This window comes from Cobetia sp. 2AS (assembly GCF_029846355.1).
Taxonomy (GTDB): Bacteria; Pseudomonadota; Gammaproteobacteria; order Pseudomonadales; family Halomonadaceae; genus Cobetia; species Cobetia amphilecti.
The window spans coordinates 86,617-110,598 of sequence record NZ_JARWKQ010000007.1 but is presented as its reverse complement, the minus strand read 5'-3'; the positions used below and the strand labels follow the sequence as shown (position 1 = coordinate 110,598).

Sequence of the window (23,982 nt, the reverse complement as noted above, 5' to 3'; positions counted from 1 at the left end):
CGCCATGTTCACTCGACTGCGTGAAGACATCGATAGCGTGTTTGCCCGTGACCCGGCGGCGCGCAACTTCTTTGAAGTCCTGACCAACTATCCGGGCCTGCATGCGCTGGTGGCCCATCGCATCAATCACTGGCTATGGCGCCACAACGCCAAATGGCTGGCGCGCACCGGCTCGACCCTGATGCGCTGGCTGACCGGCATCGAGATCCACCCGGGTGCCACCATCGGTCGGCGCTTCTTCATCGACCACGGCATGGGCGTCGTGATCGGCGAGACCGCCCTGATCGGCGATGATGTGACCCTCTATCACGGCGTCACTCTCGGCGGCACCACCTGGAACGCCGGCAAGCGCCACCCGACCCTCGGCGATGGTGTCATCGTCGGTGCCGGCGCCAAGATTCTCGGCCCATTCACCGTCGGTGCCGGCGCCAAGGTCGGCTCCAATGCCGTGGTCACGCGTGAAGTGCCTGCCGGCGCCACCGTCGTCGGCATTCCCGGCAAAATCGTCAAGCGCGCCGAGCCGGATGTGGCGGAGGAGCCGTCGGTCGACCCGGAAAGCCGCGAGGCCATGAAGGAGAAGTTCGGCTTCGATGCCTACGGCATGGGCCAAGACATGCCCGACCCGGTCGCGCGCTCCATGCACGCGATGCTCGATCACATGCATGCCGTAGACAAGCGCATCGAACAGATGTGCGGCACGCTGCGCAAGCTGGATGCAAGCTATCGCGCCGGGCGCCTGCCGGAGCTCGATGACGCCGACTTCGCCCAGCTGATCGATGAACTGGGGCCCTGCGGTGGCGAGACCACCGTCGCTGACGTGGCCGCGGCCCAGGGCAGCACCTCGCCCAAGGCCGGAGCCGCAGCATCCAGCGCATCGCAGGGCACTGCCCCTGATGACCAGCCGCGCTCCGAGCAGACCTCGACCCAGCAGGCACCGACTGAGCAATCACCGACCGAGCAGGCAAGCGATACGCAGGAGCCCGCCGAACGTCAGCATGGCTAAAGTTGACCAATTCAGTCGGGATTGACCCCGCCAGACCACCCCACCATAATGGGGCGCATTGATACGCCGCCTCGCCAGAGGCGGCGACTACGCCCGGCCTCGTCCTCAACGTCGCAGGCTCCATCTGCTCACGGACTCTGTCATGCGCCTGACCACCAAGGGACGCTACGCCGTCACCGCGATGCTCGATCTGGCCCTGCATGCCAGTTGCGGCCCGACCTGTCTGGCCGATATTTCCGTACGCCAGGGCATCTCGCTGTCGTATCTGGAGCAACTGTTTGCGCGTCTGCGGCGTGCAGGTCTGGTCAAGAGCGTGCGTGGCCCCGGTGGCGGTTATCTGCTGGATACCGAACTCGAGACCACCTCGGTGGCGTGCATCATCGACGCCGTCAACGAGTCAGTCGATGCCACACGCTGTCAGGGAATGTCGGACTGTCAGGCCGGTGACACCTGTCTGACGCACCATCTGTGGTGTGATCTGTCCGACGAGATCCACGGCTTTCTCGACGGCATCAGCCTGGCCGACCTGGTCGCGCGCGAAGAGATTCGCCAGATCGCCAGTCGTCAGCGCAAGGCGTGCGAGCCGACACCGATCACCGTCATGCAAGGCAGCTGAGCGGCGTTTGCCAGCCAGGCTGAGCACGGCCAGCCGAGGCGATGCTCGCCGCGCCCCATCGCCTTCGAGATCGCCTTCATCACGTTCACCGTCATCACTGTCTGTCGTGTCTTCAGGAAGTCACCATGTCCCAGCCGATCTACCTTGACTATGCCGCCACCACGCCCGTCGACCCACGCGTCGCCGAGCTGATGATGCGTCACCTGACGCAGGACGGCACCTTCGCCAATCCGGCCTCGCGCAGTCACATGCCGGGCTGGCTGGCCGAGCAGGCCGTCGAGGGCGCGCGTCGTCAGGTCGCCGAGCTGATCGGTGCCGACCCGCGCGAGATCGTCTGGACCAGCGGTGCCACCGAAGCCGACAACCTGGCGCTGACCGGCTACATGCGTGCCAATGCCGAGCGTGGCCGCCATCTGATCACCTCGACCATCGAGCACAAGGCGATTCTGGATACCGCCAGTGCGCTGGAGACGGAAGGCTTCGAGGTGACGCGCATCGCGCCGCAGCCTGACGGCCGCATCAGCCCGGACAGCCTGCGCGACGCCCTGCGCAGCGACACCATCCTGGTATCGCTGATGGCGGTGAACAACGAGCTGGGCAGCCTGAATGACCTGGATGCGCTGGGCGACATCGCCCACTCGCATGGCGCGGCCTTCCATGTCGATGCCGCCCAGGCGCCTGGCAAGGTGCAGATCGATGTCAGACGTCAGCCCATCGACATGCTGTCACTGTCCGCCCACAAGGCCTACGGCCCCAAGGGCATCGGCGCGCTGTACGTGCGTCGCCAGCCGCAGATCAAGGTCGATGCCCTGATCCACGGCGGTGGTCATGAGCGCGGCATGCGTTCCGGCACCTTGCCGACCCATCAGATCGTCGGCATGGGCGAGGCCTACCGCCTGAGCGCCGAGCAGTTCGACGCCGATCACCAGCACCTCGTCGCGCTGCGTGATCAGTTCGTCGCCGGGCTTGCCGGCCTTGAAGGCGTGCACTTCAATACCGATATAGAGGTCAGCGCGCCCAACATCGTCAATCTCGCCTTCGAGGGCGTGGATGGCGAGGCGATGCTGATGGCGCTGCGCGGCATCGCGATTTCCACCGGCTCGGCCTGCAATTCCGCCAGTGTCGAACCGTCGTTCGTCCTCACCGGCATTGGGGTGCCCCGTCCGCTGGCGCTGGCATCACTGCGCTTCAGCTTCGGTCGTTTCACCACCGCTGCCGACATCGAATCCGCGCTCGGCGAACTCAGGCATGCCCTGACGTCGCTGCGCGCCTGACCCGGGAGACTGCTCATGGCACATCTGTCGATTTCCTCCTCCGCCGCCGACCAGATCCGCGTCGTGCTGGCCGAGCGCGGCCACGGCCTTGGCCTGCGCGTCTCGGTCAAGCCCAGCGGCTGCTCCGGCTACAGCTACGTGCTCGACTTCGCTGACGAGGTCAACGAGGAAGACGCCGTCTTCGTCGATCACGGCGCCACCGTCTATGTCGACACCGAAGCCCTCACCGTGCTCGACGGCTCCGAAGTGGACTACGTCAAGGACGGCCTGAACCGCTACTTCCGCTTCAACAACCCCAACGTCAAGGACGAGTGTGGTTGTGGCGAGAGCTTCAGCGTCTAGACCAGGCTTCAGCTTGTAAATAGAGCTTCAGCGTCCAGGCCAGACTCAACGTCCGAGCCGACCCTCAGCGCCTCGCCAGCCCATGCCGACGAGGCGCTTGCCATCTGCGCGTCATGCGACTCAGGCATGATGGATGCAGCCGGTGGCACTTGCCGCTATAATGCCGCCCACTTTTGTCGCGCGCATGCCGACAGAGCCCGTTTTCCGCCGTTCGGCATCTGCCGTACGGCTCTTCAAAGCTTGTCTCAGGAGATTCACCATGACTCAGCGTACTCTGTCCATCATCAAGCCGGATGCCGTTGCCAAGAACGTGATCGGCGAAATCTACTCTCGCTTCGAGAAGGCCGGTCTGCAGATCGTCGCTTCCAAGATGGTTCACCTGTCCAAGGAACAGGCCGAAGGCTTCTACGCTGAGCACAGCGAACGTGGCTTCTTCGGTGAGCTGGTCGGCTTCATGACTTCCGGCCCGGTCATGATCCAGGTGCTGGAAGGCGAAGACGCCATCACCAAGAACCGCGACCTGATGGGCGCTACCAACCCGAAGGAAGCAGAAGCCGGCACCATCCGTGCAGACTTCGCCACTTCCATCGACGCCAACGCCGTTCACGGTTCTGACGCGCCGGAATCTGCTGCTCGCGAAATCGCCTACTTCTTCGGCGACAACGAAATCTGCCCGCGCGGTTGATTTCGCCTTGTACGACTGAGAAGCCCGGCCCTTCGGGGCACGCGCCTTTCAGCCGTGCATGACACGACGGCCCTGCCTGCGAGGCGGGGCCGTCGTGGTATCGGACGTGCTGAAGCGTCGCGCGACAGCATGCACCCCCTGAAGCAGATTCGACGCTTGAGCAGGTCCGATACGCTTTTCTGAAAGCCGCTGCAGCGCCCTCTCCCCACGCCATGTGACGCCCACGCGCACTGCGCTGATGACGAGAGCCTCTTGAGGTCTGCGAGCCATCGCCACCTCCGCTGACAGCGTCGCCCTGCAGACGTCTATCCTTTGTGTGACGCCTGCCCATCCCTGACACGACCGGCCCATACCATGACTGATACCACTGCAACTGCCACCGATGCCGCGGCCCCTGCCGCCGTCAAGCTCACCAACCTGCTGGGCCTGCCGCGCCCGGCGATGGAAGCCTTCTTCGAGAGCATCGGCGAGAAGAAATTCCGCGCCACCCAGGTGATGAAATGGATTCACCAGGAAGGCGTCGACAGCTTCGACGAGATGACCAACCTCGCCAAGCCGCTGCGCGAGCGCCTCAAGCAGGTCGCCGAGATCCGTGCGCCGGGCATCGTCTATGAAGGCGAGTCCAAGGACGGCACCCGCAAGTGGGTGCTGGAAGTCAGCGATGGCAGCTATGTCGAGACCGTGCTGATCCCGTCCGAGAACGGCAACCGTCGCACCCTGTGCGTGTCTTCCCAGGTCGGTTGCTCGCTGGACTGCAGCTTCTGCTCCACCGGCAAGCAGGGCTTCGAGCGTGACCTGACCGCCGCCGAGATCATCGGCCAGGTGTGGGTCGCCACCCGTGGCGCCGAAGACCGCAAGGACACCCGCAAGCGTCCGGTCACCAACGTGGTGATGATGGGCATGGGCGAGCCGCTGATGAACTACGACAACGTCGTGCCGGCGATGAAGCTGATGCTGGACGACAACGCCTATGGCCTGTCCAAGCGTCGCGTCACCCTCTCCACCTCCGGTGTGGTGCCCAAGCTGGACCAGCTCGGCGACGAGATGGACGTCAGCCTGGCGATCTCGCTGCACGCGGCCAACGATGAACTGCGCAACGTGCTGGTGCCGATCAACCGCAAGTGGAACATCCGCGCGCTGCTCGACTCCTGCCATCGCTACCTGGCCAAGTGTGACGACGCGCGTATCGTCACCATCGAGTACACCCTGATCAAGGACGTCAACGACCAGATCCAGCACGCCGAGGAACTGGCCGCGCTGCTCGACGAGCTGCCGTGCAAGATCAACCTGATCCCGTTCAACCCGTTCCCGCATTCCGGTTACGAGAAGCCGTCACGCAACCAGGTGATGCGCTTCCAGCAGCGTCTCTATGAACTGGGCTACACCGCACCGGTGCGCGCCACCCGTGGCGATGACATCGACGCCGCCTGTGGCCAGCTGGTCGGTCAGGTCAAGGACCGCACCCGTCGCGCCGAGCGTTACATCAACGCCATCCAGCTCGACGCCGACTGAGCGGCTGCCAGCCCTGACCTGACGCTATCGCCATAGCCATGCGCCGCCCTGCCACCTTGACTTGTGGCAGGTGCGGCGCTTTGATGGGGGCGCTTTTGTTGCCTGCCGCGACCCTCGCCCGCAGGCACATCATGAGCCTTCATTCACGCGAGGATTGCATGCCGAGTCGTCTGCCCCGTCATCGCACCAATGAGCATGACCCTGTCGCCCATCACTCTGTCGCACAGGGCACTGTCGCCCATGGCACTGTCACCCAGGGCCCCTGCCAGCATGATTCCCACACCCGCACCGCTGCTCGCGGCATCACTCGCCGCACCAGAGCCCTGCTGCTGTGCCTCGGATTTGCCGGCCTGACCCTCGCAGGTTGCGCGACACGCGTGGAAACCAACGACCCCTACGCCCCGCCGGATGACAACAAGGCCTCGAACGCCTACGTGGAACTCGGAGAGGCCTATCTGGGTCGTAATCAGCTGCAACGTGCCGACAGCGCCTTCCAGAAGGCACTCAAGCTGCAGAGCAGCAATGCCGAGGCCAAGGCCGGGCTGGCGATGATCTATCAGCGCCAGGGGGAGAACGTGCTCGCCGATGACTATTTCAATCAGGCCATTTCCAGCGATCCGTCCTTTACCCGTGCGCGCAACAACTACGCGGCCTTTCTCTACTCTCGCGGTGAATACGTCGAGGCCTGTCGGCAGCTCGAGATCGCGGCGGAAGACCTGACCTACGACAATCGTGGCCAGCTCTATACCAATCTGGGCCGCTGTCAGTTGCAGCTGGGCAAGACCAGCGAGGCCGCGAAGAGTTTCGAACGCGCCGTCAAGATCAATCCGCGTGAGTCAGAGGCCTGGTTGGCGGTGGCACGCATGTCACATGACGCCGGCGACAATGACGCCGCCCAGTCGGCGCTGAGCCGCTACTTCCGTCTGGCAGGCACCGATAGCGACAGTCTCGCCTTGGCCGTCGATGTGGCCACGGCTCGCGGCGACAGCCGTCTGGCAGATCTCTACAGCCGTCAGCTGGAGCAGGTCATGACACGTGAATCCGGTCGCGCGGTGATTCGCACTCCCTGAGCGAGGCGCAACGACGCCGCTGATGGCGCCATCTCATGGGCGGGGTCGCTGCAAGCAGGACCGAGAAGACCGAAATGCCGGTGAAAATCTCGGCGCGGGCTTGGTATAGTGCCGACGCGGACGAACGTGTGTTCGTGCGCGTCGATTGGCATGGGAGGTCATCGCTTTTCACGCTGCTCACTCGCATGATGATCAGCGAGTCGTGCAGCACCCGGCCAATCGCGCGACAGCATCAGTCAGCATGCTCCAGCATCAGTGTCAGGAGCAGTTTCCCGCAGTACCGGAAGAGCGCCCGGATGTGCGTTCGGTAGACAGTTTTTCCTTACAAGGATGCGCCATGAGCGAACATCAACCCGCCCCTGATCAGCACGCCAGTGATGCACTGCCTGGCACGCGCCTCAAGCTGGAGCGCGAGCATCAGGGGTTGTCGCGTGATGAGGTGGCGACACAGCTCAACCTGCGCCCCAGCCTGGTCGATGACCTGGAACGCGACCACTACGACCAGATTCCCATCGCCGCGTACCGTCGCGGCTATCTGCGTGCCTATGCCCGCCTGCTGGGCATGGACGAGAAGGCGATCGTCGGGCAGTACAATGCCCAGTTCGGCACCACCGAAGCCGAGCGCTACACCCCCAGTTCCACGCCGTCGGTGCGCCCACCGGGCAAGATGGGCAAGTACCTGTTCCGCCTCGTCAGCCTGCTGGTCATCGCCGGTCTGATCGGTCTCAGCTACGTGTGGTGGCAGAGTGGCGACTATGGCCGCACCTCGCCGGCGGAAACCTCCGCCCTCGAAGGTGGCAGCGAGGCGGACAACGCCGCACCGGTCGTGAACGCCGATGGCTCCATCGAGCTTTCGCTCTCGCAGTCCTCTGCCAGCGAATCGGCGCCGTCCTCCACTGCTACCGCCACCGGTGATGCGTCTGCCGTCGAGACAGGAGCATCTTCCGAGGCGACAGCGCAGAGTGCTGACGCGCTCGATACAGGCGCAACCGCGGCCACGCCGGGCGCTGCAGAGGCTGGCACGTCAGCGTCTGGCGCTGCCACGGATAGCGCCGCTGCCACTGACGTGAGTGCTGTCGCCGATGCCAGTGCCGACACCACACAAGAGAGCGCAGCAGAAGAAGCTGCGCCGGCGGCAGACCCGCGCAAGCTCGAATTGACGTTCAACATCAATTCCTGGACCGACATTCGTGATGCCGATGGCAAGCGCCTGCTGCGCGGCAACAACGAGGCCGGCACCAGCACGACGCTGGAAGGCAAGCCGCCCTTCACGCTGACCATCGGCAATGCCTCTGGCGTCGAATTGCGTTACATGAATGAAGCGGTCGACCTCACGCGCGTCACGCGCGGCAGTGTCGCCAAACTTACCCTCGGTGAATGATCCGGAATCCCATGCATAGTCACTCCCCCATCAAGCGCCGCGTCTCGCGCAAGATTCATGTCGGCAATGTGGCCGTCGGCGGCGATGCACCGATTTCCGTGCAGAGCATGACCAACACCGATACCAACGATGTCGCCGCCACCGTCGCGCAGATCAAGCGCCTCGAGGATGCCGGTGCCGATATCGTGCGTGTCAGCGTGCCGGACATGGATGCCGCCGAAGCCTTCGGCCGCATCAAGCAGCAGAGCAACATCCCGCTGGTGGCCGACATCCACTTCGACTACAAGATCGCCCTGCGTGTGGCGGAACTTGGCGTCGACTGCCTGCGCATCAACCCGGGCAACATCGGTCGTGAAGACCGCGTGCGCGCCGTGGTCAGCGCCGCCCGCGACAACGGCATCCCGATCCGCATCGGCGTCAACGCAGGCTCGCTGGAAAAGGACCTGCAGAAGAAATACGGCGAACCGACGCCGGCGGCGCTGGTCGAATCTGCCATGCGTCACATCGACCATCTGGATCGCCTCGATTTCCAGGACTTCAAGGTCAGCGTCAAGGCCAGCGACGTGTTCATGGCCGTCGCCGCCTATCGTGACCTGGCAGCGCGCATCGAACAGCCGCTGCACCTGGGCATCACCGAAGCGGGCGGCCTGCGCTCGGGCACCGTCAAGTCTTCCATCGGCCTGGGCATGCTGCTGATGGATGGCATCGGTGACACCATCCGCGTGTCGCTGGCAGCGGACCCGGTCGAGGAGATCAAGGTCGGCTTCGACATGCTCAAGAGCCTCAAGCTGCGCGCCAAGGGCATCAACTTCATTGCCTGCCCCAGCTGCTCGCGTCAGAATTTCGACGTCATCAAGACCATGAACGAGCTGGAGACACGTCTTGAAGACGTGATGACGCCGCTGAACGTCTCGGTCATCGGCTGTGTCGTCAATGGCCCCGGCGAAGCCAAGGAGACCGATGTCGGTCTGACCGGCGGCAGCCCCGCCAACCTGGTCTACCTGGACGGCAAGCCGGCCAGCAAGTTGACCAATGACACCCTGGTTGACGATCTTGAGCGACTCATCCGTGACAAGGTCGCGGAAAAAGAGGCCCGTGAGGCCGACACTATCATCCGCCAGAGTTGAGCTTGTCTCGGCTGGCTTGCGCGTCGTGATTGACGCGCCTTCGTCTCCCCACCCGCCTGCATGACGTCATGCGAGCGCCGTGGGGAGACGCGCAAGGATTCAGGAGAGAACGTTGAGTACCAAGATCCAGGCCATTCGTGGCATGAACGACCTGCTGCCGGACCAGTCACCGGTATGGCAATACTTCGAGCACCAGGTGGAAGCGCTGATGGGCCAGTACGGCTATCGCGAGATCCGCACCCCCATCGTCGAGCAGACCGCGCTGTTCAAGCGCTCCATCGGCGAAGTCACCGACATCGTCGAGAAGGAGATGTACACCTTCGACGACCGTAACGGCGACAGCCTGACCCTGCGTCCGGAAGGCACCGCCAGCTGCGTGCGCATGGCGATGGAGAATGGCCTGGTCCACAACCAGATCCAGCGTCTGTGGTACACCGGCCCGATGTTCCGCCACGAGCGCCCGCAGAAGGGCCGTTATCGTCAGTTCCATCAGGTAGGCGTTGAAGCCTACGGCATGGAAGGTCCGGACATCGATGCCGAGATGATCCTGATCTCCGCACGTCTGTGGCGCCAGCTGGGTCTGCTGGAGCACGTCACGCTCGAGCTCAACTCGCTGGGTAGCCTCGAGGCGCGTGCTGCCTATCGTGACCTGCTGGTCGAATACTTCGAACAGCACCTGGATGTCCTCGACGAAGACTCCAAGCGTCGTCTGCACAGCAACCCGCTGCGCATCCTCGACACCAAGAACCCGGACATGGCCGCCGTCGTCGACGCCGCGCCGCGCCTGGGGGATCACCTGGATGAAGAATCCCGCGTGCACTTCGAGGGCCTCAAGGCACGTCTCGACGCCGCCGGCATCGAGTACGTCATCAACCCGCGCCTGGTGCGTGGCCTCGATTACTATTCGCGCAGTGTGTTCGAATGGACCACTACCGCGCTGGGCAGCCAGGGCACCGTGTGTGCCGGCGGCCGCTACGACAGCCTGTTCGAACAACTGGGCGGCAAGCCGGTACCGGCGGTCGGCTTCGCGATGGGCGTCGAGCGCCTCATCCTGTTGCTCGAGACACTGGAACTGGTACCGCAGGACGTCCGCGAGACCGTCGATGTCTACCTGATGTCGATGGGCGAGCAGGCCGAAGGCGAAGCCATGCGTCTGGCCGAAGAGCTGCGCACCGCCCTGCCCAGCCTGCGTCTGGTGCTGCATTGCGGTGGCGGCAGCTTCAAGAGCCAGATGAAGAAGGCCGACAAGAGCGGTGCTCGCATCGCGCTGATTCTCGGTGAGAATGAAGTCATCGAAGGCACGGTGGCGCTCAAGTTCCTGCGCGAGGAACGCGACCAGGAAACGCTGAACCAGCGTGCGCTGGGCGAACGTCTCGACAGCGTCTTCGGCGCCTGAGACTGCCAATGAATATCGGGCGGAGAGCCAGCTCTCCGCCTCACGAATGCAAGTGCCGGCATGCCGGCCAGGTCAAGGAGACCGCCCGTGGCGGAAGAGCTCAGAAGCGAAGAAGAACAGCTTGAAGCCATCAAGCGTTGGTGGAGCGAGAACGGCAAGTCACTGATTGCCGGTGTCGTACTGGCCGGCGCCGGTGTCTTTGCCTTCAAGGCCTGGCAGAACTACGACGCCAGCCAGTCCGAAGCGGCCTCCGTGCGTTACCAGCAACTGGTCAGCCTCGTCAGCCAGCCCAAGCTGGAAGACGCCGGCGTCAAGCAGGCGCGTACGCTGATCGGCGAACTGGAAAGCGAGCACGGCGACAGCCTCTACACCCAGATGGCGCACCTGCTGGATGCCAGCATGTCGGTCAAGGCCGACGATCTCGATGCAGCCGCCACGGCGCTGCAGAGCGTGATCGACAACAGTGACGACAGCTACCTGCAGGGGCTGGCCAGCCTGCGTCTGGCGCGCATCAATGTCGAGCGCGGCGACAACGACGCGGCACTCGCCCTGCTCAAGAGCCCGCCGGCGCCGCTGGCAGCGCAGGCGGCTGCGGTGCGCGGCGATGCCTTGGCCGCACAGGACAAGCGCGATGAGGCCATCGCCGCCTATCAGCAGGCCAGCACCCTGTCGCAGGAAAGTGGTCAGCCGGTCTACGGTCTCGACCTGAAACTCGCCGATCTGGCTGCGGAGTCTTCTTCATGAGCGTCACTCGTCGTCTGAGCGTACCGGCCTCGCTGCTGGCCGTGAGTCTGCTGGCCGGTTGTGCCAGCAGTGCCCAACCGGAATATGCGCCCAAGGAACTGGTCGATTTCGATCGCCAGGTCGCGCTGGATTCCGTCTGGAGCGAATCGGTCGGCAATGGCCTGGGCCGTGCCCACTATCCGCTGTCACCGATCTTCGCCAACGACAAGCTGTTCGTCGGTGCCGAAGGCGGTGAGCTGGAAGCCCTCGCTGCCGACAGTGGCGACGACATCTGGCAGACACGGTTGCCGGCTGGCATCACCAGCGCACTGAATGCCGATGCCTCTCGCCTGTACGTCGGTACGCGCGATGGCAAGGTCAGCGCCGTCAGCCAGGAAGATGGCAGCATCGAATGGAGCACGCGTGTCTCCAGTGAAGTGCTGGCCGCGCCGCAGTACAACGACGAACTGGTCGTGGTGCAGAGCGTCGATGGCACCGTGACCGCGCTTGATCGCTTCACCGGCGAAGAGCAGTGGGCCTACTCGGCCACGATTCCGGCCCTGACGCTGCGTGGCACCGGCGCGCCGCGCGTCATCCAGCCGGTCACCTTCGCGGGCTTCGCCAACGGCAAGCTGGTCACGCTCGACAACCGCTCAGGTCAGGAACTGTGGGACCTGCGCGTCGCCGTGCCGGCCGGTCGTACCGAGGTGGACCAGCTGGTCGATCTCGATGGCCAGCCGGTGCTGACCCAGGATGGTCGCCTGTTCGTCACCAGCTACAACGGTCGTCTGATCGCGCTGGACGCCCGCAACGGCGAGCCGCTGTGGGACAAGCCGTCCTCCAGCTATCTGACGCCCATCGTGGTCGGCGATTACCTGTTCAGCATCGACAATGCCAGCCATGTGCTGGCGATGGATGCCAACACGGGCAACGTGCTGTGGAAGTCCGAAGACCTGGAAGGCCGCTGGCTGACCTCTCCGGCCTTCGTCGATGGCAAGCTGGTGGTCGGTGACTACGAAGGCTATGTGCACCTGATCGACGCCCAGAGCGGCGAGATGGCCGGCCGCTATGACGTGGGGGGCGATGGCATCAGCATCACCCCGCTGACCGAAGGCAAGCGCATCTACGTCTACACCAACGATGGCGAGCTGACGGCGCTGGATCTCGAAGCGCCCTAAGCCACTGATCGAGCGCGCCTGTCAGCCTGCCCCGCAATCTGACATGCGCCTCGCTCAGCCCTCGTCACGACAACGGCAGCCACCTGGCTGCCGTTGTCGTAATGCGCCATTGGTAGCAACTCCCTGTCAATGCTAGAATGCTGCCCCCGCTGATCAGGCCTGCCGCACGACGCAGCCGTTGATTCAGCCACGAGATCTTTCCGCCGACAGTGCTAACCCCCTGTCGGCGGACCATACTGGATGCATGCGACGCCTGCGTCGTCATCCAGTGCCCCAAGTTCGATATCATCGCTATCGCCCTGCCTGCACAAGGTGCTTTCCAGCCATCATGGTTCGAAGCAGACCGTACGGGGCCGGCATCGATGCTATCCCTGCGAATGCTGTGAGATTCCATGAACCCCGTGATCGCCCTGGTCGGCCGCCCGAATGTCGGCAAGTCGACGCTATTCAATCGCCTCACCAAGACCCGTGATGCTCTGGTCGCCGATTTCCCCGGCCTGACCCGTGACCGCAAGTACGGCACCGGCAAGGTCGGCGGCAAGCCCTACACCGTCATCGACACCGGCGGCATCAGCGGTGACGAGGAAGGCATCGACCTGATGATGGCCGGCCAGTCACTGGCCGCCATCGACGAAGCCGACATCGTGCTGTTCATGGTCGATGCGCGCGCCGGCCTGAACATGGCGGACGAGGCCATCGCCAACCATCTGCGCGTCAACCAGAAGAAGACCTGGCTGGTGGTCAACAAGACCGACGGCATGGACGAGGAGATCGGCAAGTCCGACTTCTGGACCCTGGGTCTGGGTGATCCGCGCGCCATCGCCGCCGAGCATGGCCGCAACGTCACCACGCTGCTGGAAGAGGTGCTCTCGCCCTACCCTGAAGTCGAGGAAGGCGAAGACGAGGACCTGCACCCGGAGCTGGATGATCGCGGCGTGCGCATCGGCATCATCGGTCGCCCGAACGTCGGCAAGTCGACGCTGGTCAATCGCCTGCTGGGCGAGGAGCGCGTGGTCGTCTATGACCAGGCCGGCACCACCACCGACGCCGTGGAGATTCCCTTCGAGCGTCGTGGCAAGCCTTACCTGCTGGTCGATACCGCCGGGATCCGTCGTCGCAAGAACGTGCGCGAAGTGGTGGAGAAGTTCTCCATCATCAAGACGCTGGAAGCGATCAAGAAGTGCAACGTCGCCGTGATGGTGCTCGATGCCCGCCAGGGACTCGTCGAGCAGGACCTGCATCTTCTTGACTTCGTGCTGACCAGCGGCCGCGCGCTGGTGCTGGTGGTCAACAAGTGGGATGGCCTGGAAAGCGAAGCCAAGGAGAAGATGCGCTCCGAGATCAAGCGTCGTCTGGGCTTTGCCGACTACGCTGACCTGCACTTCATCTCCGCGCTGCACGGCACTGCGGTGGGTGACCTCTACCCGTCCATCGACCGCGCCTTCGAAAGCGCCGTGGCCCGCTGGTCGACCAAGCGTCTGACCACCCTGCTGCAGGACGCCACCCAGGCGCACCAGCCGCCGATGGTCAACGGCCGTCGCATCAAGCTGCGCATGGCTCACCAGGGTGGCGCCAATCCGCCGCTGATCGTGGTGCACGGCAACCAGACCAACCGTCTGCCGGAAGCCTACAAGCGCTACCTGACCAACACCTTCCGCAAGGTGCTCAAGGTCAAGGGCACGCCGATGCGCTTCGAGTTCCGCTCCGGCGACAACCCCTTCGATGGGGCCCAGGGGGCTGACGACCGCGAGCGCGCGAAAGAGCGTTCACTGGCGCGCACCAAGGAAGCTCGCAAGGAACGCAAGCAGCGCCGTTGATGGCGTGAACTGCGCCCGTGCGTGATGGCAGGCCAGCGGATCTGATCCGCCAGCCTGCCCCATGAAAAAGCCGCCCCTGCAGATGACTGCAGGGGCGGCTTTTTCATGTCGCGAGCACTGACGTTTCAAGCACCTCAAGCGCCGCAATCATCTCAAGGGCTTCAAGCACCAGGCTCACGCCTCCAGCGTCTTCTGCCCCGCCCAGAGATTGGCGAACTGCCAGGCGGCACGCCCGCTGCGCACCCCACGCTGGGTGGCGTAGCGCAGCGCCTCGCCACGCGCGGCCTCATCGAAGCTGCCAGCGCCGAGACGCCATTCCACCCAATGCTGACAGGTCTCCAGATAGGCGTCCTGATTGAAGGGATGGAAGGCCAGCCACAGACCGAAGCGGTCCGACAGCGAGATCTTCTCTTCCACTGCATCGCCATGATGCAGCTCGCCATCGACGATGTGGGTGGCCTGGTTGTCGCTCATGTGTTCCGGCAGCAGATGACGACGGTTGGAGGTGGCATACAGCAGCACGTTCTCCGGCGGCCCGGTCAGGGTGCCATCCAGCACGCTCTTGAGCGCCTTGTAGGCGTCATCGCTGCCCTCGAAGGACAGGTCATCGCAATAGACGATGAAGCGATGCGGCTGCTGGGCCAGCTCGGCGACCAGCGCCGGCAGTGCCGGCAGGTCGTGGCGATCGATCTGGATCAGACGCAGCCCCTCGCGGCCCAGGGTATTGAGCAATGCGCGGACCAGTGATGATTTGCCGGTGCCACGGGCGCCCCACAGCAGAGCGTGGTTGGCCGGCTTGCCCGCAAGGAAGGCACGGGTGTTGGCCAGCAGCTCACGCTTCTGGCGTGCGATGCCGAGCAGATCCTCGAGTGTCAGGGCATCACGCGGCGCGATCGGCGTCAGGCGCCCTCCCAGGGGGTGGCGAGTCCACAAGGCGGCGACATCGCGTGTCCAGTCCACTTCGACAGCCGTCGGCGGCAGCATCGGTTCGAGTCGGTCCAGCAGATGCGAGAGGCGGCGTTCAAACTCTGGCGACATGGTGATTCCCTGTCAGATACATGGGGTCCGGGCCGTGGCAGGCCCATCAGATCACGCCCAGTATCTCATGCCCGGCGGGGCCGTCTGGCCTGACGATGCTGTGATCTCAGCAACGTATCATTTCGCTGACTGCACCACTGCGCCTATCCGGTTATGCTGTCTGCACGTTTCTTGCACGTTCAGCGTCGCCCTGCCGTGCGCTCGAAGGTTGTCACGTCATCTTGCCAGGAGGCCCCAATGCCAGGATTGCTCGATCTCTCATCTCCCCGCGCCCTGCGTCGTCTACTCCCGCTGGCGGCCCTTGCGGCGTCCATCACCCTGAGTGCCTGCGCCAGCTCTCCGCTGGGCCGCAGCCAGCTGACCCTCTACTCGGACCAGGAACTGGAGAAGATGGGGGAAGCCAGCTTCAGCAAGTACCAGCAGGAGCTGCCGGTGGTGGAGGGTCGTCAGGATGCCTACGTCAGCTGCGTGGCGGATGCGGTGACCGCCAAGGTGCCCGCCAGCTATGGCATCAGCGGCTGGCAGGTCAAGGTATTCGAGGATGACTCCGCCAATGCCTTCGCGCTGCCGGGCGGCTACATCGGCGTCAACACCGGGTTGCTGGAGGTCGCCGAGAATCAGGACCAGCTGGCCACCGTCATCGGCCACGAGATCGCCCACGTGCTGGCGCGCCACGCCAACGAACGTGTCTCGACTCAATCGCTGACCTCCGCCGGACTGTCACTGACCCAGGCACTGGCCGGCCTCGAAGGCACCGGCGGCGACCAGCTCATGGGGCTGCTGGGCATGGGCGCGGAATATGGCGTGCTCAAGCCGTTCTCGCGCTCCCACGAGTCCGAAGCCGACCTGCTGGGGCTGGACCTGATGGCCGAAGCCGGCTTCGACCCGCGCGCCAGCATCAAGCTGTGGGCCAACATGAACGCTGCCGGTGGCGCGCAACCGCCAGTGTGGATGTCGACGCATCCGAGTGATGAGCAGCGCATGGCGGCCCTCAACGAGCGCCTCGAGACCGCTCTGCCGACCTATCAGCAGGCCCGCGCCACCGGCGAGAAGCCCAACTGCGATCGTCTGCGCTGACCCCGCCAGTCTGGCGTGGCGTCATCAGTCTCAGGTAACACACGCTCGCGCGGCCCCTGGAGAACCTGGGGCTGCGCGAGCGTGTGGCGACCTCCATCCAGCTACCCGCCTCTTCCTTGTTTGCTAACCCCCGCCCCTCCCCGCCTCTTCCTGGTTGGCTCACCCTGGAGGCCTCTCCCTGGCCGGCTCACACTACCCGCCCTCTTATCCATCGACCTGACAGTTCGAATGTAAAAAGAAGCCGTCAAATGTGTCGATATCCGCGAATCATGTAACCGCATTGCTAATCTGGGATCACCTGCTCGCCTGCGCACTGCTCATGCAGACACTTCATGCACAGCGGCGCGAGCGTATTCCCGACACTCGCTTGAGGATGCCTTACATGACTCGACACGCACTCATCATTGACGACGATCCGGATTTTCGTGAACTCATCAGCGGGCTGCTTTCCGCCCATGGGTTCGGCTGCACGCAGAGCGAAGGGCTGCAGGACATCGCCTGCAATCCCGCCTGTCTGGAGACGGACCTCATCCTGGTGGACTACGAACTGGGCGACTTCACCGGCGATGATGTGCTCGGCTATCTGCGCGAACGCAATGTCGAGGCGGGTATCATCCTGATGAGCGCCTGTCACAACGACGACATGCAAGCGATGGTCGCCAGGGGCAAGCGCAGCGGCCTGGAGATGCTGGGCCAGCTCGGCAAGCCCTTCGATATCATGCACCTGGCCTCGCTACTGGCAGAGCTGGACAAGCAACGCAATCCGCTGTCACTCGATGAACTGGATGATGCCCTGACCGAGCGCCAGCTGCATCTCGTCTATCAGCCCAAGATCGACCTCGCCAGCGGCCGGCTCAGCGGCGCGGAAGCTCTCGTGCGCTGGCAGCATCCTCTGCGCGGCATGGTCATGCCCAACCAGTTCATCGCCCTGGCGGAACGCAGCAACCGCATCGAGGCACTCACCTGGCAGGTCATCGAGCATGGCTTCCGCCAACAGGGCCAGTGGCAGTCCCAGGGCCTTCACCTTGACCTCGCGCTCAATCTGTCACCCCAGCTGCTGCGCACCCGCGACATGCTGAAGACGCTGGATGCGCTGGCCAGTCAACATCATGTCGATCCGCACTCCATCACGCTGGAACTCACGGAGAGCTGCGGAATCGACTGCCTCACCTACGCTCGCCACCTGCTGAATGCCATTCGCGACCGCGGCTATCGCCTGGCGCTGGATGACTTCGGCACCGGTTTCTCCTCGATGATGCAGCTCTACAACCTGCCGTTCGACGAATTGAAGATCGACCAATGCTTCGTCGGGCGCAGCGACAGCCACCCGGAAGCGCGCGCCATCACGCGTACCATCGTCGAGCTGGGCCAGCGTCTGAATCTCGCCGTGGTCGGCGAAGGCATCGAGACCGCGGAACAGCGCGATTACCTCTGTGATACCCGCTGCAATATCGGCCAGGGCTATCTGTTCGCGCGCCCCATGCCCGTCAGCGACTTCAATGCCTGGAGCCGCTGCCCGCCCAGCGCCGTCAATGCACTCAGCCAGCGCCACGTCTCCGCTGTCCATTGAGGAGACTGGCGTCCCCCCGCAGCGCAGCACAGACAGCGGGAATGCCGCAACACCCCCACTACACAGCCGCCACCCATGTCACCATGGATGGCGGCTGTGTAGTGAAGGCCAGGATGAATCGTGAAGGCCAGGATGAAGAGAGCGAGAGAAGGCGGGAACGGGAGAACCAGAGGGACGCTAGTGGAATGCTGTCGGCTGTCTATCACACCATCACGTCCCAATACCGTCAGGAGAACAGATAGCCCTCTGCGAGAAGGCTGTCCCGCGTCGGCACACTCAAGGAGCGCAATGTGGCGACATGCTGGTGAACCTCAGGAAGGTCCTCGCTGATCACGGCCTCCTCCAGCGCCTTGGCGCCACTGGCTATGCCGCTGCATCCCAGCGAGGCTGACGCCCCCTTCAGGGAGTGTGCCTCGCGCTTGAGCTCGGTGAGATCCATCTGCTTCAGCAAGGTCACCATCACGTCGAGGCGTCCTTCGAGGCGCGTCAGATAATTGCTCAGCAGTCGTGAATAAGCCTCGCCACTCAGGGTCGTGAGCAGCTCCTGACAGGTCGCGTGTTGCAGCAAGGAAGGCACGGCATCGGGCAGAGCGCGCGCGCCTGAGTCGTCAGTTGCCACATCGAGCGCCGGAGCAGCGTCGCTCTGCGCGTCCTGATCTTCAGCCGCTGACGCGCTGGTGCCATCATCGCCTGGTGCCTGCAGGGCGGCAGACGGCTCGCCAGCCGAAGCCTCTGGCTTGTCTGGCTCGAGCGCCTTCTGCTGCGAATCAGACTTCTGTGACTCAGCCTCCTGTGAATCAGAGGCCTGCGAATCAGAGGCCTGGACCAGATACTGTTGCAGCACCCGATGCAGATCATCACGCGTGAACGGCTTGTGCAGCACCCCCTGCATGCCAGCCTCGATGCAGCGGCGGGCATCTTCCTGCATCACGTTGGCGGTCATCGCGATGATCGGCAGACGAGCGCTGGCGGGTTGCTCGGACTCGTGCTGACGCCAGCGACGTGTCGTCTCGACGCCATCCAGTACCGGCATCTGCATGTCCATGAACACCAGATCGACATCGTTGCCAGCCTGCGCCAGCCATTCGAGTGCCTGTTCACCGTCTTCCACCACCGTGACCTGCTGCCCCAGATACTCGAGCATGGCCCGCGCCAGTGACTGATTGACCTCGTTGTCTTCCACCACCAGCACGCTTGCATGGGGCAAGGGCGCGTCTCCCACCGCCTGCTGCGGGCATGCCTCGGCGGCGGTCAATACCGGCAGCGGCACGCGGCACCAGAAGCGACTGCCAAGCCCGAGATGGCTCTCGACGCCGATCTCGCCCCCCATCGCCTCCACCAGTCGCTTGCAGATGGCAAGCCCGAGCCCGGTGCCTTCATGACGGCGCGCAATCGAGGTATCCACCTGGGTGAAGGGGGCAAACAACTGGCTCACCTGCTCGGCGGCGATCCCGCAACCGCTGTCGTGAACCTCGAAATGAAGCGTCTCGCTGTCTTCCAGTGATGCCCTCAGCCGGATGGTGCCCTGGGGACAGAACTTGAAGGCGTTGTTGAGCAGGTTGGTCAGTACCTGACGCAGGCGATTGACGTCACCCTTGACCCAGACAGGCAGATCATCGGCACGTTCTTCGAGGAAGATGCGCGAGCATCCCTTGCCAGCACTGCCTGTCTGGCGATGGTAATGCGCGGCCAGGGAATCGAGGAATTCGGGCAGCGAGAAGCAACGCTGATCCAGCTCCAGCTTGCCGGCTTCGATCTTGGAATAATCCAGCACATCATTGATGACGGCCTGCAGGCTCTCGGCACTCTGGCGCAGCATCGTCAGGTATTGCTGGCCACGCCGGGTCGAGACTTCCTCGCCGATGAGGTCCGAGACGCCGACCATGCCATTGAGCGGGGTGCGTATCTCATGGCTCATGATCGCCATGAATTCCGACTTGGCTCGACTGGCCGCCTGCGCCAGCTGCACCATGCCATCCAGCTCCTGGGTGCGCTCCTCCAGCTTGCGGGTCTTGTAGGCCCGTCCGCGACTCTCGACGATCAGCGCGACCACCAGCACGATGCCGCTCAACGTCATCAGCAGCACCAGCGACAGCGCGAGGGCATACAGGTTGAGGAGCTCCGAGCGCTCCTTGGTGCGCTGTATAGCGGCCTCGGCATTGATGTTGAGCAGCAGCTCGCCGGTCTGCTCCTGAAGCGAGGCAAGCCGGCTGAGTATCTGCACATAGAGGGACGCATCACGCTCCTGACGACTCGCCAGGTCCATGATGGCGCTGTCCAGCACCTCGATTCTGGGCAGCATGGCCATCAGCTGGGCATGCAGGTCGGGCATCCCCGCCAGCATGCTGCCCAGTTGGCCGCTCTGCAGCAGCTGCACCCGGCTATAGAGGATGTCGAGCCGCAACAGCAGCTCGCTGTCATCCATCAAGGCGGGCGGCGCCGGGGTCTTCTGCTCCTCGGCCACCACCATGCGCAGCTCGCGCACTTCCCTGTCGAACTGATAGACCGCCCAGATCAGATTCTCACGCAGCTTGTGCTCGAGTGCCTGCTGACGCTGATAGACCAGAACGCCAGTCACCAATGCCGAGACGAAGAACAACGTCGCGGCAATGGCGATGGCGGTTCTGAAATGCAGAGAACGGAGTGGATTCATGCACGAGCATCCTGGCAGCGCTCATGAAACGGAGCAGGAGAGGCGGGTTCAGCGTTCGATGTCGATTCGCTTCACCTGCCAGACAGAGCGGGTCATGATTTCCTCGTTGAGGAGATCCGGCTGCTCACTGAAGGGGTAGATGATGAAGATGGGGCCATTGTCGCGCACACGCAGTCGCTTGCCATCGACTTCCATGGCCAGTATCACCGGATGATCGAAATAGTCCTGCACCGGTGCGGTGGCGGCGTAGTCGTTGAGCGCCACGATACGCATGGTGCCATCCTCGACGCCCACCGCCTCCATCAGCGCCGAACCGAGCGGACCGCTGAAGCTCACTTCGCCGTCATGCCAGGGGGTGGTGGTCACGGTTTCCCGTTGCGTCAGCGCCATGAGCATGGCGCGGTCGAAATGTGCCTCGCCTCCGGCGTTGGCATGGGCGACATCCCCGGTGACGCGCAGCACCACCGGCCCCTGCGGAGCCTCCAGGGCCATGGCAAAGGGGCAAAACGACAGCGTCAGCAACAGAAGCCAGTGGCGCAAGCGTGGTAACGCCGTGGTGAGACATCGCAGGAGAATGAGAAGCGGCATGGGAAGACTCCAGGGGTCATGGACAACCATGGATGACGGCCGGAGATTCACCGTCTCGTTTCATCCTCGCCATTCACGGGCCAGCAGCGGCACCGCGCCATGAAGCAGCGAGAGGGGATGAACACGAGTATATGTCGCCATCGTCCTGCCAAACGTGAACCATTGTGACGCGGTCTCACGCAAGAGATGCGTAGACTGCTTGCGATACCCACGCGGGGAGACAGCGACATGCAAATCGGCATTCTGGAAGATGATCATGATCAACGTGATTACCTGACCCTGTGTCTCGAGGCCCAGGGACATGAGCTGGCAGGCTTCGAGCGCGCCAGCCAGTTGTTGCGCGCACTGCGCGAGCGCAGCTTCGACCTGCTGATCATCGACTGGCAACTGCCGGATGCCTGCGGCATGGAGCTGACGCGCACACTGCGCAGCGAGCACGGCTGGCGAGGGCTGATCCTGTTCATCACCGCAAGCCAGGGGGAGGAGGATGTCGTGCATGCGCTTCAGCATGGCGCCGATGATTTCCTGGCCAAGCCGATCCGCCCTGCCGAGCTCACGGCCCGTGTGGAAGCGCTGGGCAGGCGTTTCGTCACCTCCGACACCAATTACCTGCAGCCCAAGGTGGCCATCAGCGATCAATATCGGATCGAGCCGGATGAACACACCATCTGGTGCGGCGAGGAGCCGGTCGCCCTGACCCAGCGCGAATATCAGCTGGCCTCCCTGCTGCTGCGCCACGTTGGAGAGCTTTACTCACGCGCCTACCTGCTGGAGATGATCTGGGGGGTCAACGGGGATATCTCGACCCGGACGGTCGACACCCACGTCAGCCGCCTGCGGCGCAAGCTGGGACTGAACGGCAGTCGTGGGCTCAGACTGAAAAGCGTCTATCAGTACGGATATCGGCTCGAATCCTGTGCCACGGCCCCCGTCAAGAGCAGCTGAGCGCCAACAGCGAGGGCGTGAGCACGCTGGACCGTGGCCAACCAAAAAGGAGCGGGGGACTCTGTCGAGTCCCCCGCTCCTTTTTCATCGTCTGTCGTCTGACTGGTCGGCTAGCTGGTCATCTGGCGGCCATCTGAATCGACGTGCATGCCCGGCAAGCGCACGCGATTCACCCCTCCGCCAGCATCCTGCGCAACATGTCTGCCACGGGCCCCGTCTCCGGGCGCTTGTGACGCCACAGGAAGTAGGACTCGGCCGCCTGCTCCACCAGCATGCCGAGACCATCCTCGACCCGCGCACCGCGCTCGCTGGCCCAGCGCATGAAGACGGTCGGCTCGGCGGCATACATCATGTCGTAGGCGAGCGCCTGCGGAGAGAACAGCGAATCCGGCAACGGCGGCAGCTCGCCGCCCAGCGATGCGCTGGTGCCATTGATGACCAGATCGAACTCACCCTCGATGGCCGCATAGCTGCCACCGGACAGCAGGCAGCCTTGCCCCGCCAGGTCGGCGAAGTCCTCGGCCAGCGCACTGGCCTTGGCGGCGGTGCGATTGGCGATCACCAATGCCGCCGGCTGCTTGGCCAGCAGAGGTTCCAGCACACCACGCACGGCGCCACCCGCGCCGAGAATCAGGATGCGCGCACCCGTGAGCGGCGCCTCGAGGCGCTCGAGATCACGGGTCAGGCCGACACCATCGGTGGTATCGCCATACAGCTGACCGGTCTTGCCGAGCATCAGCGTATTGACGGCGCCGGCGCGACGGGCACGCGGGCTCAGCACATCGACCAGCCGGAAGGCCTGCTCCTTGAAGGGCATGGTGACATTCGCCCCCTGGCCGCCTTCGGCGACGAACTCGGCCCAACCGGCCGCGAAGTCATCGACCGGCGCCAGTCGTGCCTCGTAGCTCAGCGAGTCCTTGAGCTGCTCAGCGAAGGAGCGATGAATCAACGGGGATTTCGAGTGGGCAATCGGGTTGCCGAATACAGCGTAACGGGACATCAGGACTCCGGGACAATCACAGAAAAGCGTCAGGTCAATGCGGCGATCAGGCCTCTTCGCCCAGCCAGTCGCGGGCATGCAGGAAGTCACGATACAGCACCGCTTCGGCACTGCCTTCCTCGGGCTCGTAGCCGTACTCCCAGTGCACCACCGGCGGCATCGACATCAGGATCGACTCGGTACGTCCGCCGCTCTGCAGGCCAAACAGCGTGCCGCGGTCCCAGACCAGGTTGAACTCCACGTAGCGCCCGCGACGATAGAGCTGGAAGTTGCGTTCACGCTCGCCATAGGCCGTGTCGCGGCGGCGCTCGACGATGGGCAGATAGGCCTCGAGGAAGCTGTCACCGACGGATTGCTGGAAGGCGAAGCAGCGTTCGAAGCCCCACTCGTTGAGGTCATCGAAGAACAGGCCACCCACGCCCCGCGTCTCGTCGCGGTGCTTGAGGTAGAAGTACTCGTCACACCAGGCCTTGTAGCGCGGATAGACATCACTGCCGAAGGCGATGCAGGCGTCGTAGGCCGTCTGGTGCCAGTGACGCGCGTCTTCTTCATGCGGGTAGAACGGCGTCAGATCGTAGCCGCCCCCGAACCACCATACCGGTGCCTCGCCCTCCTTCTCGGCGATGAAGAAGCGCACATTGCCATGGCTGGTCGGCACGTGCGGGTTGTGCGGATGCAGCACCCAGCTGACTCCGACGGCGTGGAAGCTGCGACCGGCCAGCTCCGGACGCACCGCCGTCGCGGAAGCCGGCAATTCATGCCCGAAGACATGCGAGAAGTTGACGCCACCCTTCTCGAACACGCCGCCATTCTCGATGACCCGTGAGCGACCACCGCCACCCTCGGCACGCTCCCAGCTGTCTTCACGGAAACTTGCCTGGCCATCGCAGGCTTGCAGCGCCTCGCACAGGCGGTCTTGCAGATCGAGCAGGTAGACCTTGACGTCTTCGAGATTGGCGTGGGCCACGATGCCTCCGGTAGAACGGG

At 63.8% G+C, this 23,982-nt stretch carries 21 protein-coding genes; 16 read left to right on the top strand and 5 right to left on the bottom strand.

Features of this window, described 5'->3' with window-relative positions:
- The first annotated feature begins 4 nt into the window (after window positions 1-4).
- From cysE to der, 13 genes are all read left to right on the top strand, one after another.
- Window positions 5-1,003 (top strand): serine O-acetyltransferase, encoded by a 999-nt coding sequence (cysE, locus tag QD356_RS16245; protein WP_192839406.1) that lies wholly within the window; start codon window positions 5-7, stop codon window positions 1,001-1,003.
- Between the two features lie 142 nt (window positions 1,004-1,145).
- Window positions 1,146-1,619 carry a Fe-S cluster assembly transcription factor gene (locus QD356_RS16240; RefSeq protein ID WP_043333815.1) on the top strand — a complete coding sequence of 158 codons (474 nt, stop codon included), beginning with the start codon at window positions 1,146-1,148 and terminating at the stop codon, window positions 1,617-1,619.
- Between the two features lie 125 nt (window positions 1,620-1,744).
- A complete protein-coding gene (locus QD356_RS16235; protein WP_192839405.1) occupies window positions 1,745-2,893 on the top strand; it encodes an aminotransferase class V-fold PLP-dependent enzyme in 1,149 nt (382 codons plus the stop codon).
- A gap of 15 nt (window positions 2,894-2,908) precedes the next feature.
- A complete protein-coding gene (locus tag QD356_RS16230; protein WP_043333813.1) occupies window positions 2,909-3,235 on the top strand; it encodes an iron-sulfur cluster assembly accessory protein in 327 nt (108 codons plus the stop codon).
- A gap of 259 nt (window positions 3,236-3,494) precedes the next feature.
- A complete protein-coding gene (gene ndk, locus QD356_RS16225; RefSeq protein ID WP_043333812.1) occupies window positions 3,495-3,920 on the top strand; it encodes a nucleoside-diphosphate kinase in 426 nt (141 codons plus the stop codon).
- Window positions 3,921-4,274: 354 nt separating this feature from the next.
- Complete coding sequence (gene rlmN, locus QD356_RS16220) at window positions 4,275-5,432, top strand: 23S rRNA (adenine(2503)-C(2))-methyltransferase RlmN (RefSeq protein ID WP_043333811.1); 1,158 nt, start codon at window positions 4,275-4,277, stop codon at window positions 5,430-5,432.
- Between the two features lie 131 nt (window positions 5,433-5,563).
- Window positions 5,564-6,502: a type IV pilus biogenesis/stability protein PilW gene (pilW, locus tag QD356_RS16215; protein WP_192839404.1), complete on the top strand. Its 939-nt coding sequence runs from the start codon at window positions 5,564-5,566 to the stop codon at window positions 6,500-6,502.
- 337 nt (window positions 6,503-6,839) lie between these two features.
- Window positions 6,840-7,883 carry a RodZ domain-containing protein gene (locus tag QD356_RS16210; protein ID WP_192839403.1) on the top strand — a complete coding sequence of 348 codons (1,044 nt, stop codon included), beginning with the start codon at window positions 6,840-6,842 and terminating at the stop codon, window positions 7,881-7,883.
- A gap of 11 nt (window positions 7,884-7,894) precedes the next feature.
- Window positions 7,895-9,010, top strand: coding sequence for a flavodoxin-dependent (E)-4-hydroxy-3-methylbut-2-enyl-diphosphate synthase (gene ispG, locus QD356_RS16205; protein ID WP_043333809.1), 1,116 nt, complete (start codon window positions 7,895-7,897; stop codon window positions 9,008-9,010).
- Window positions 9,011-9,122: 112 nt separating this feature from the next.
- Window positions 9,123-10,406 carry a histidine--tRNA ligase gene (hisS, locus tag QD356_RS16200; protein WP_192839402.1) on the top strand — a complete coding sequence of 428 codons (1,284 nt, stop codon included), beginning with the start codon at window positions 9,123-9,125 and terminating at the stop codon, window positions 10,404-10,406.
- 87 nt (window positions 10,407-10,493) lie between these two features.
- Entirely contained in the window at window positions 10,494-11,150 is a 657-nt protein-coding gene (locus QD356_RS16195) for a tetratricopeptide repeat protein (RefSeq protein WP_279878332.1), read from the top strand.
- Window positions 11,147-12,307, top strand: a complete 1,161-nt coding sequence (gene bamB, locus QD356_RS16190; protein ID WP_043333807.1) for an outer membrane protein assembly factor BamB — start codon at window positions 11,147-11,149, stop codon at window positions 12,305-12,307. The genes QD356_RS16195 and bamB overlap by 4 nt, the downstream gene beginning before the upstream one ends.
- Before the next feature lie 392 nt (window positions 12,308-12,699).
- Window positions 12,700-14,124 (top strand): ribosome biogenesis GTPase Der, encoded by a 1,425-nt coding sequence (gene der, locus QD356_RS16185; protein ID WP_043333806.1) that lies wholly within the window; start codon window positions 12,700-12,702, stop codon window positions 14,122-14,124.
- A 174-nt stretch (window positions 14,125-14,298) separates the two neighbouring features.
- Here der and QD356_RS16180 read toward each other — a convergent pair whose 3' ends face one another.
- The gene (locus QD356_RS16180) at window positions 14,299-15,162 is read right to left on the bottom strand and encodes an ATP-binding protein (RefSeq protein ID WP_043333805.1); all 864 of its coding nucleotides are present in this window, start codon (window positions 15,160-15,162) and stop codon (window positions 14,299-14,301) included.
- Between the two features lie 237 nt (window positions 15,163-15,399).
- Between QD356_RS16180 and QD356_RS16175 the strand changes: the two genes are divergently transcribed.
- Entirely contained in the window at window positions 15,400-16,239 is an 840-nt protein-coding gene (locus QD356_RS16175) for a M48 family metallopeptidase (protein WP_192839400.1), read from the top strand.
- 382 nt (window positions 16,240-16,621) lie between these two features.
- Entirely contained in the window at window positions 16,622-17,809 is a 1,188-nt protein-coding gene (locus QD356_RS16170) for an EAL domain-containing response regulator (protein WP_192839399.1), read from the top strand.
- A gap of 226 nt (window positions 17,810-18,035) precedes the next feature.
- Here QD356_RS16170 and QD356_RS16165 read toward each other — a convergent pair whose 3' ends face one another.
- Both QD356_RS16165 and QD356_RS16160 read right to left on the bottom strand, forming a co-directional pair.
- Entirely contained in the window at window positions 18,036-20,462 is a 2,427-nt protein-coding gene (locus tag QD356_RS16165) for an ATP-binding protein (RefSeq protein ID WP_192839398.1), read from the bottom strand.
- Between the two features lie 48 nt (window positions 20,463-20,510).
- The gene (locus QD356_RS16160) at window positions 20,511-21,002 is read right to left on the bottom strand and encodes a hypothetical protein (protein WP_225996669.1); all 492 of its coding nucleotides are present in this window, start codon (window positions 21,000-21,002) and stop codon (window positions 20,511-20,513) included.
- Between the two features lie 276 nt (window positions 21,003-21,278).
- Between QD356_RS16160 and QD356_RS16155 the strand changes: the two genes are divergently transcribed.
- Complete coding sequence (locus QD356_RS16155; protein WP_043333802.1) at window positions 21,279-21,995, top strand: response regulator transcription factor; 717 nt, start codon at window positions 21,279-21,281, stop codon at window positions 21,993-21,995.
- 169 nt (window positions 21,996-22,164) lie between these two features.
- Here the strand turns inward: QD356_RS16155 and aroE are convergent, their stop codons facing one another.
- A complete protein-coding gene (gene aroE, locus QD356_RS16150; RefSeq protein ID WP_192839427.1) occupies window positions 22,165-22,998 on the bottom strand; it encodes a shikimate dehydrogenase in 834 nt (277 codons plus the stop codon).
- A gap of 43 nt (window positions 22,999-23,041) precedes the next feature.
- Entirely contained in the window at window positions 23,042-23,962 is a 921-nt protein-coding gene (gene hemF / locus QD356_RS16145) for an oxygen-dependent coproporphyrinogen oxidase (protein WP_107336010.1), read from the bottom strand.
- Window positions 23,963-23,982: the final 20 nt, after the last annotated feature.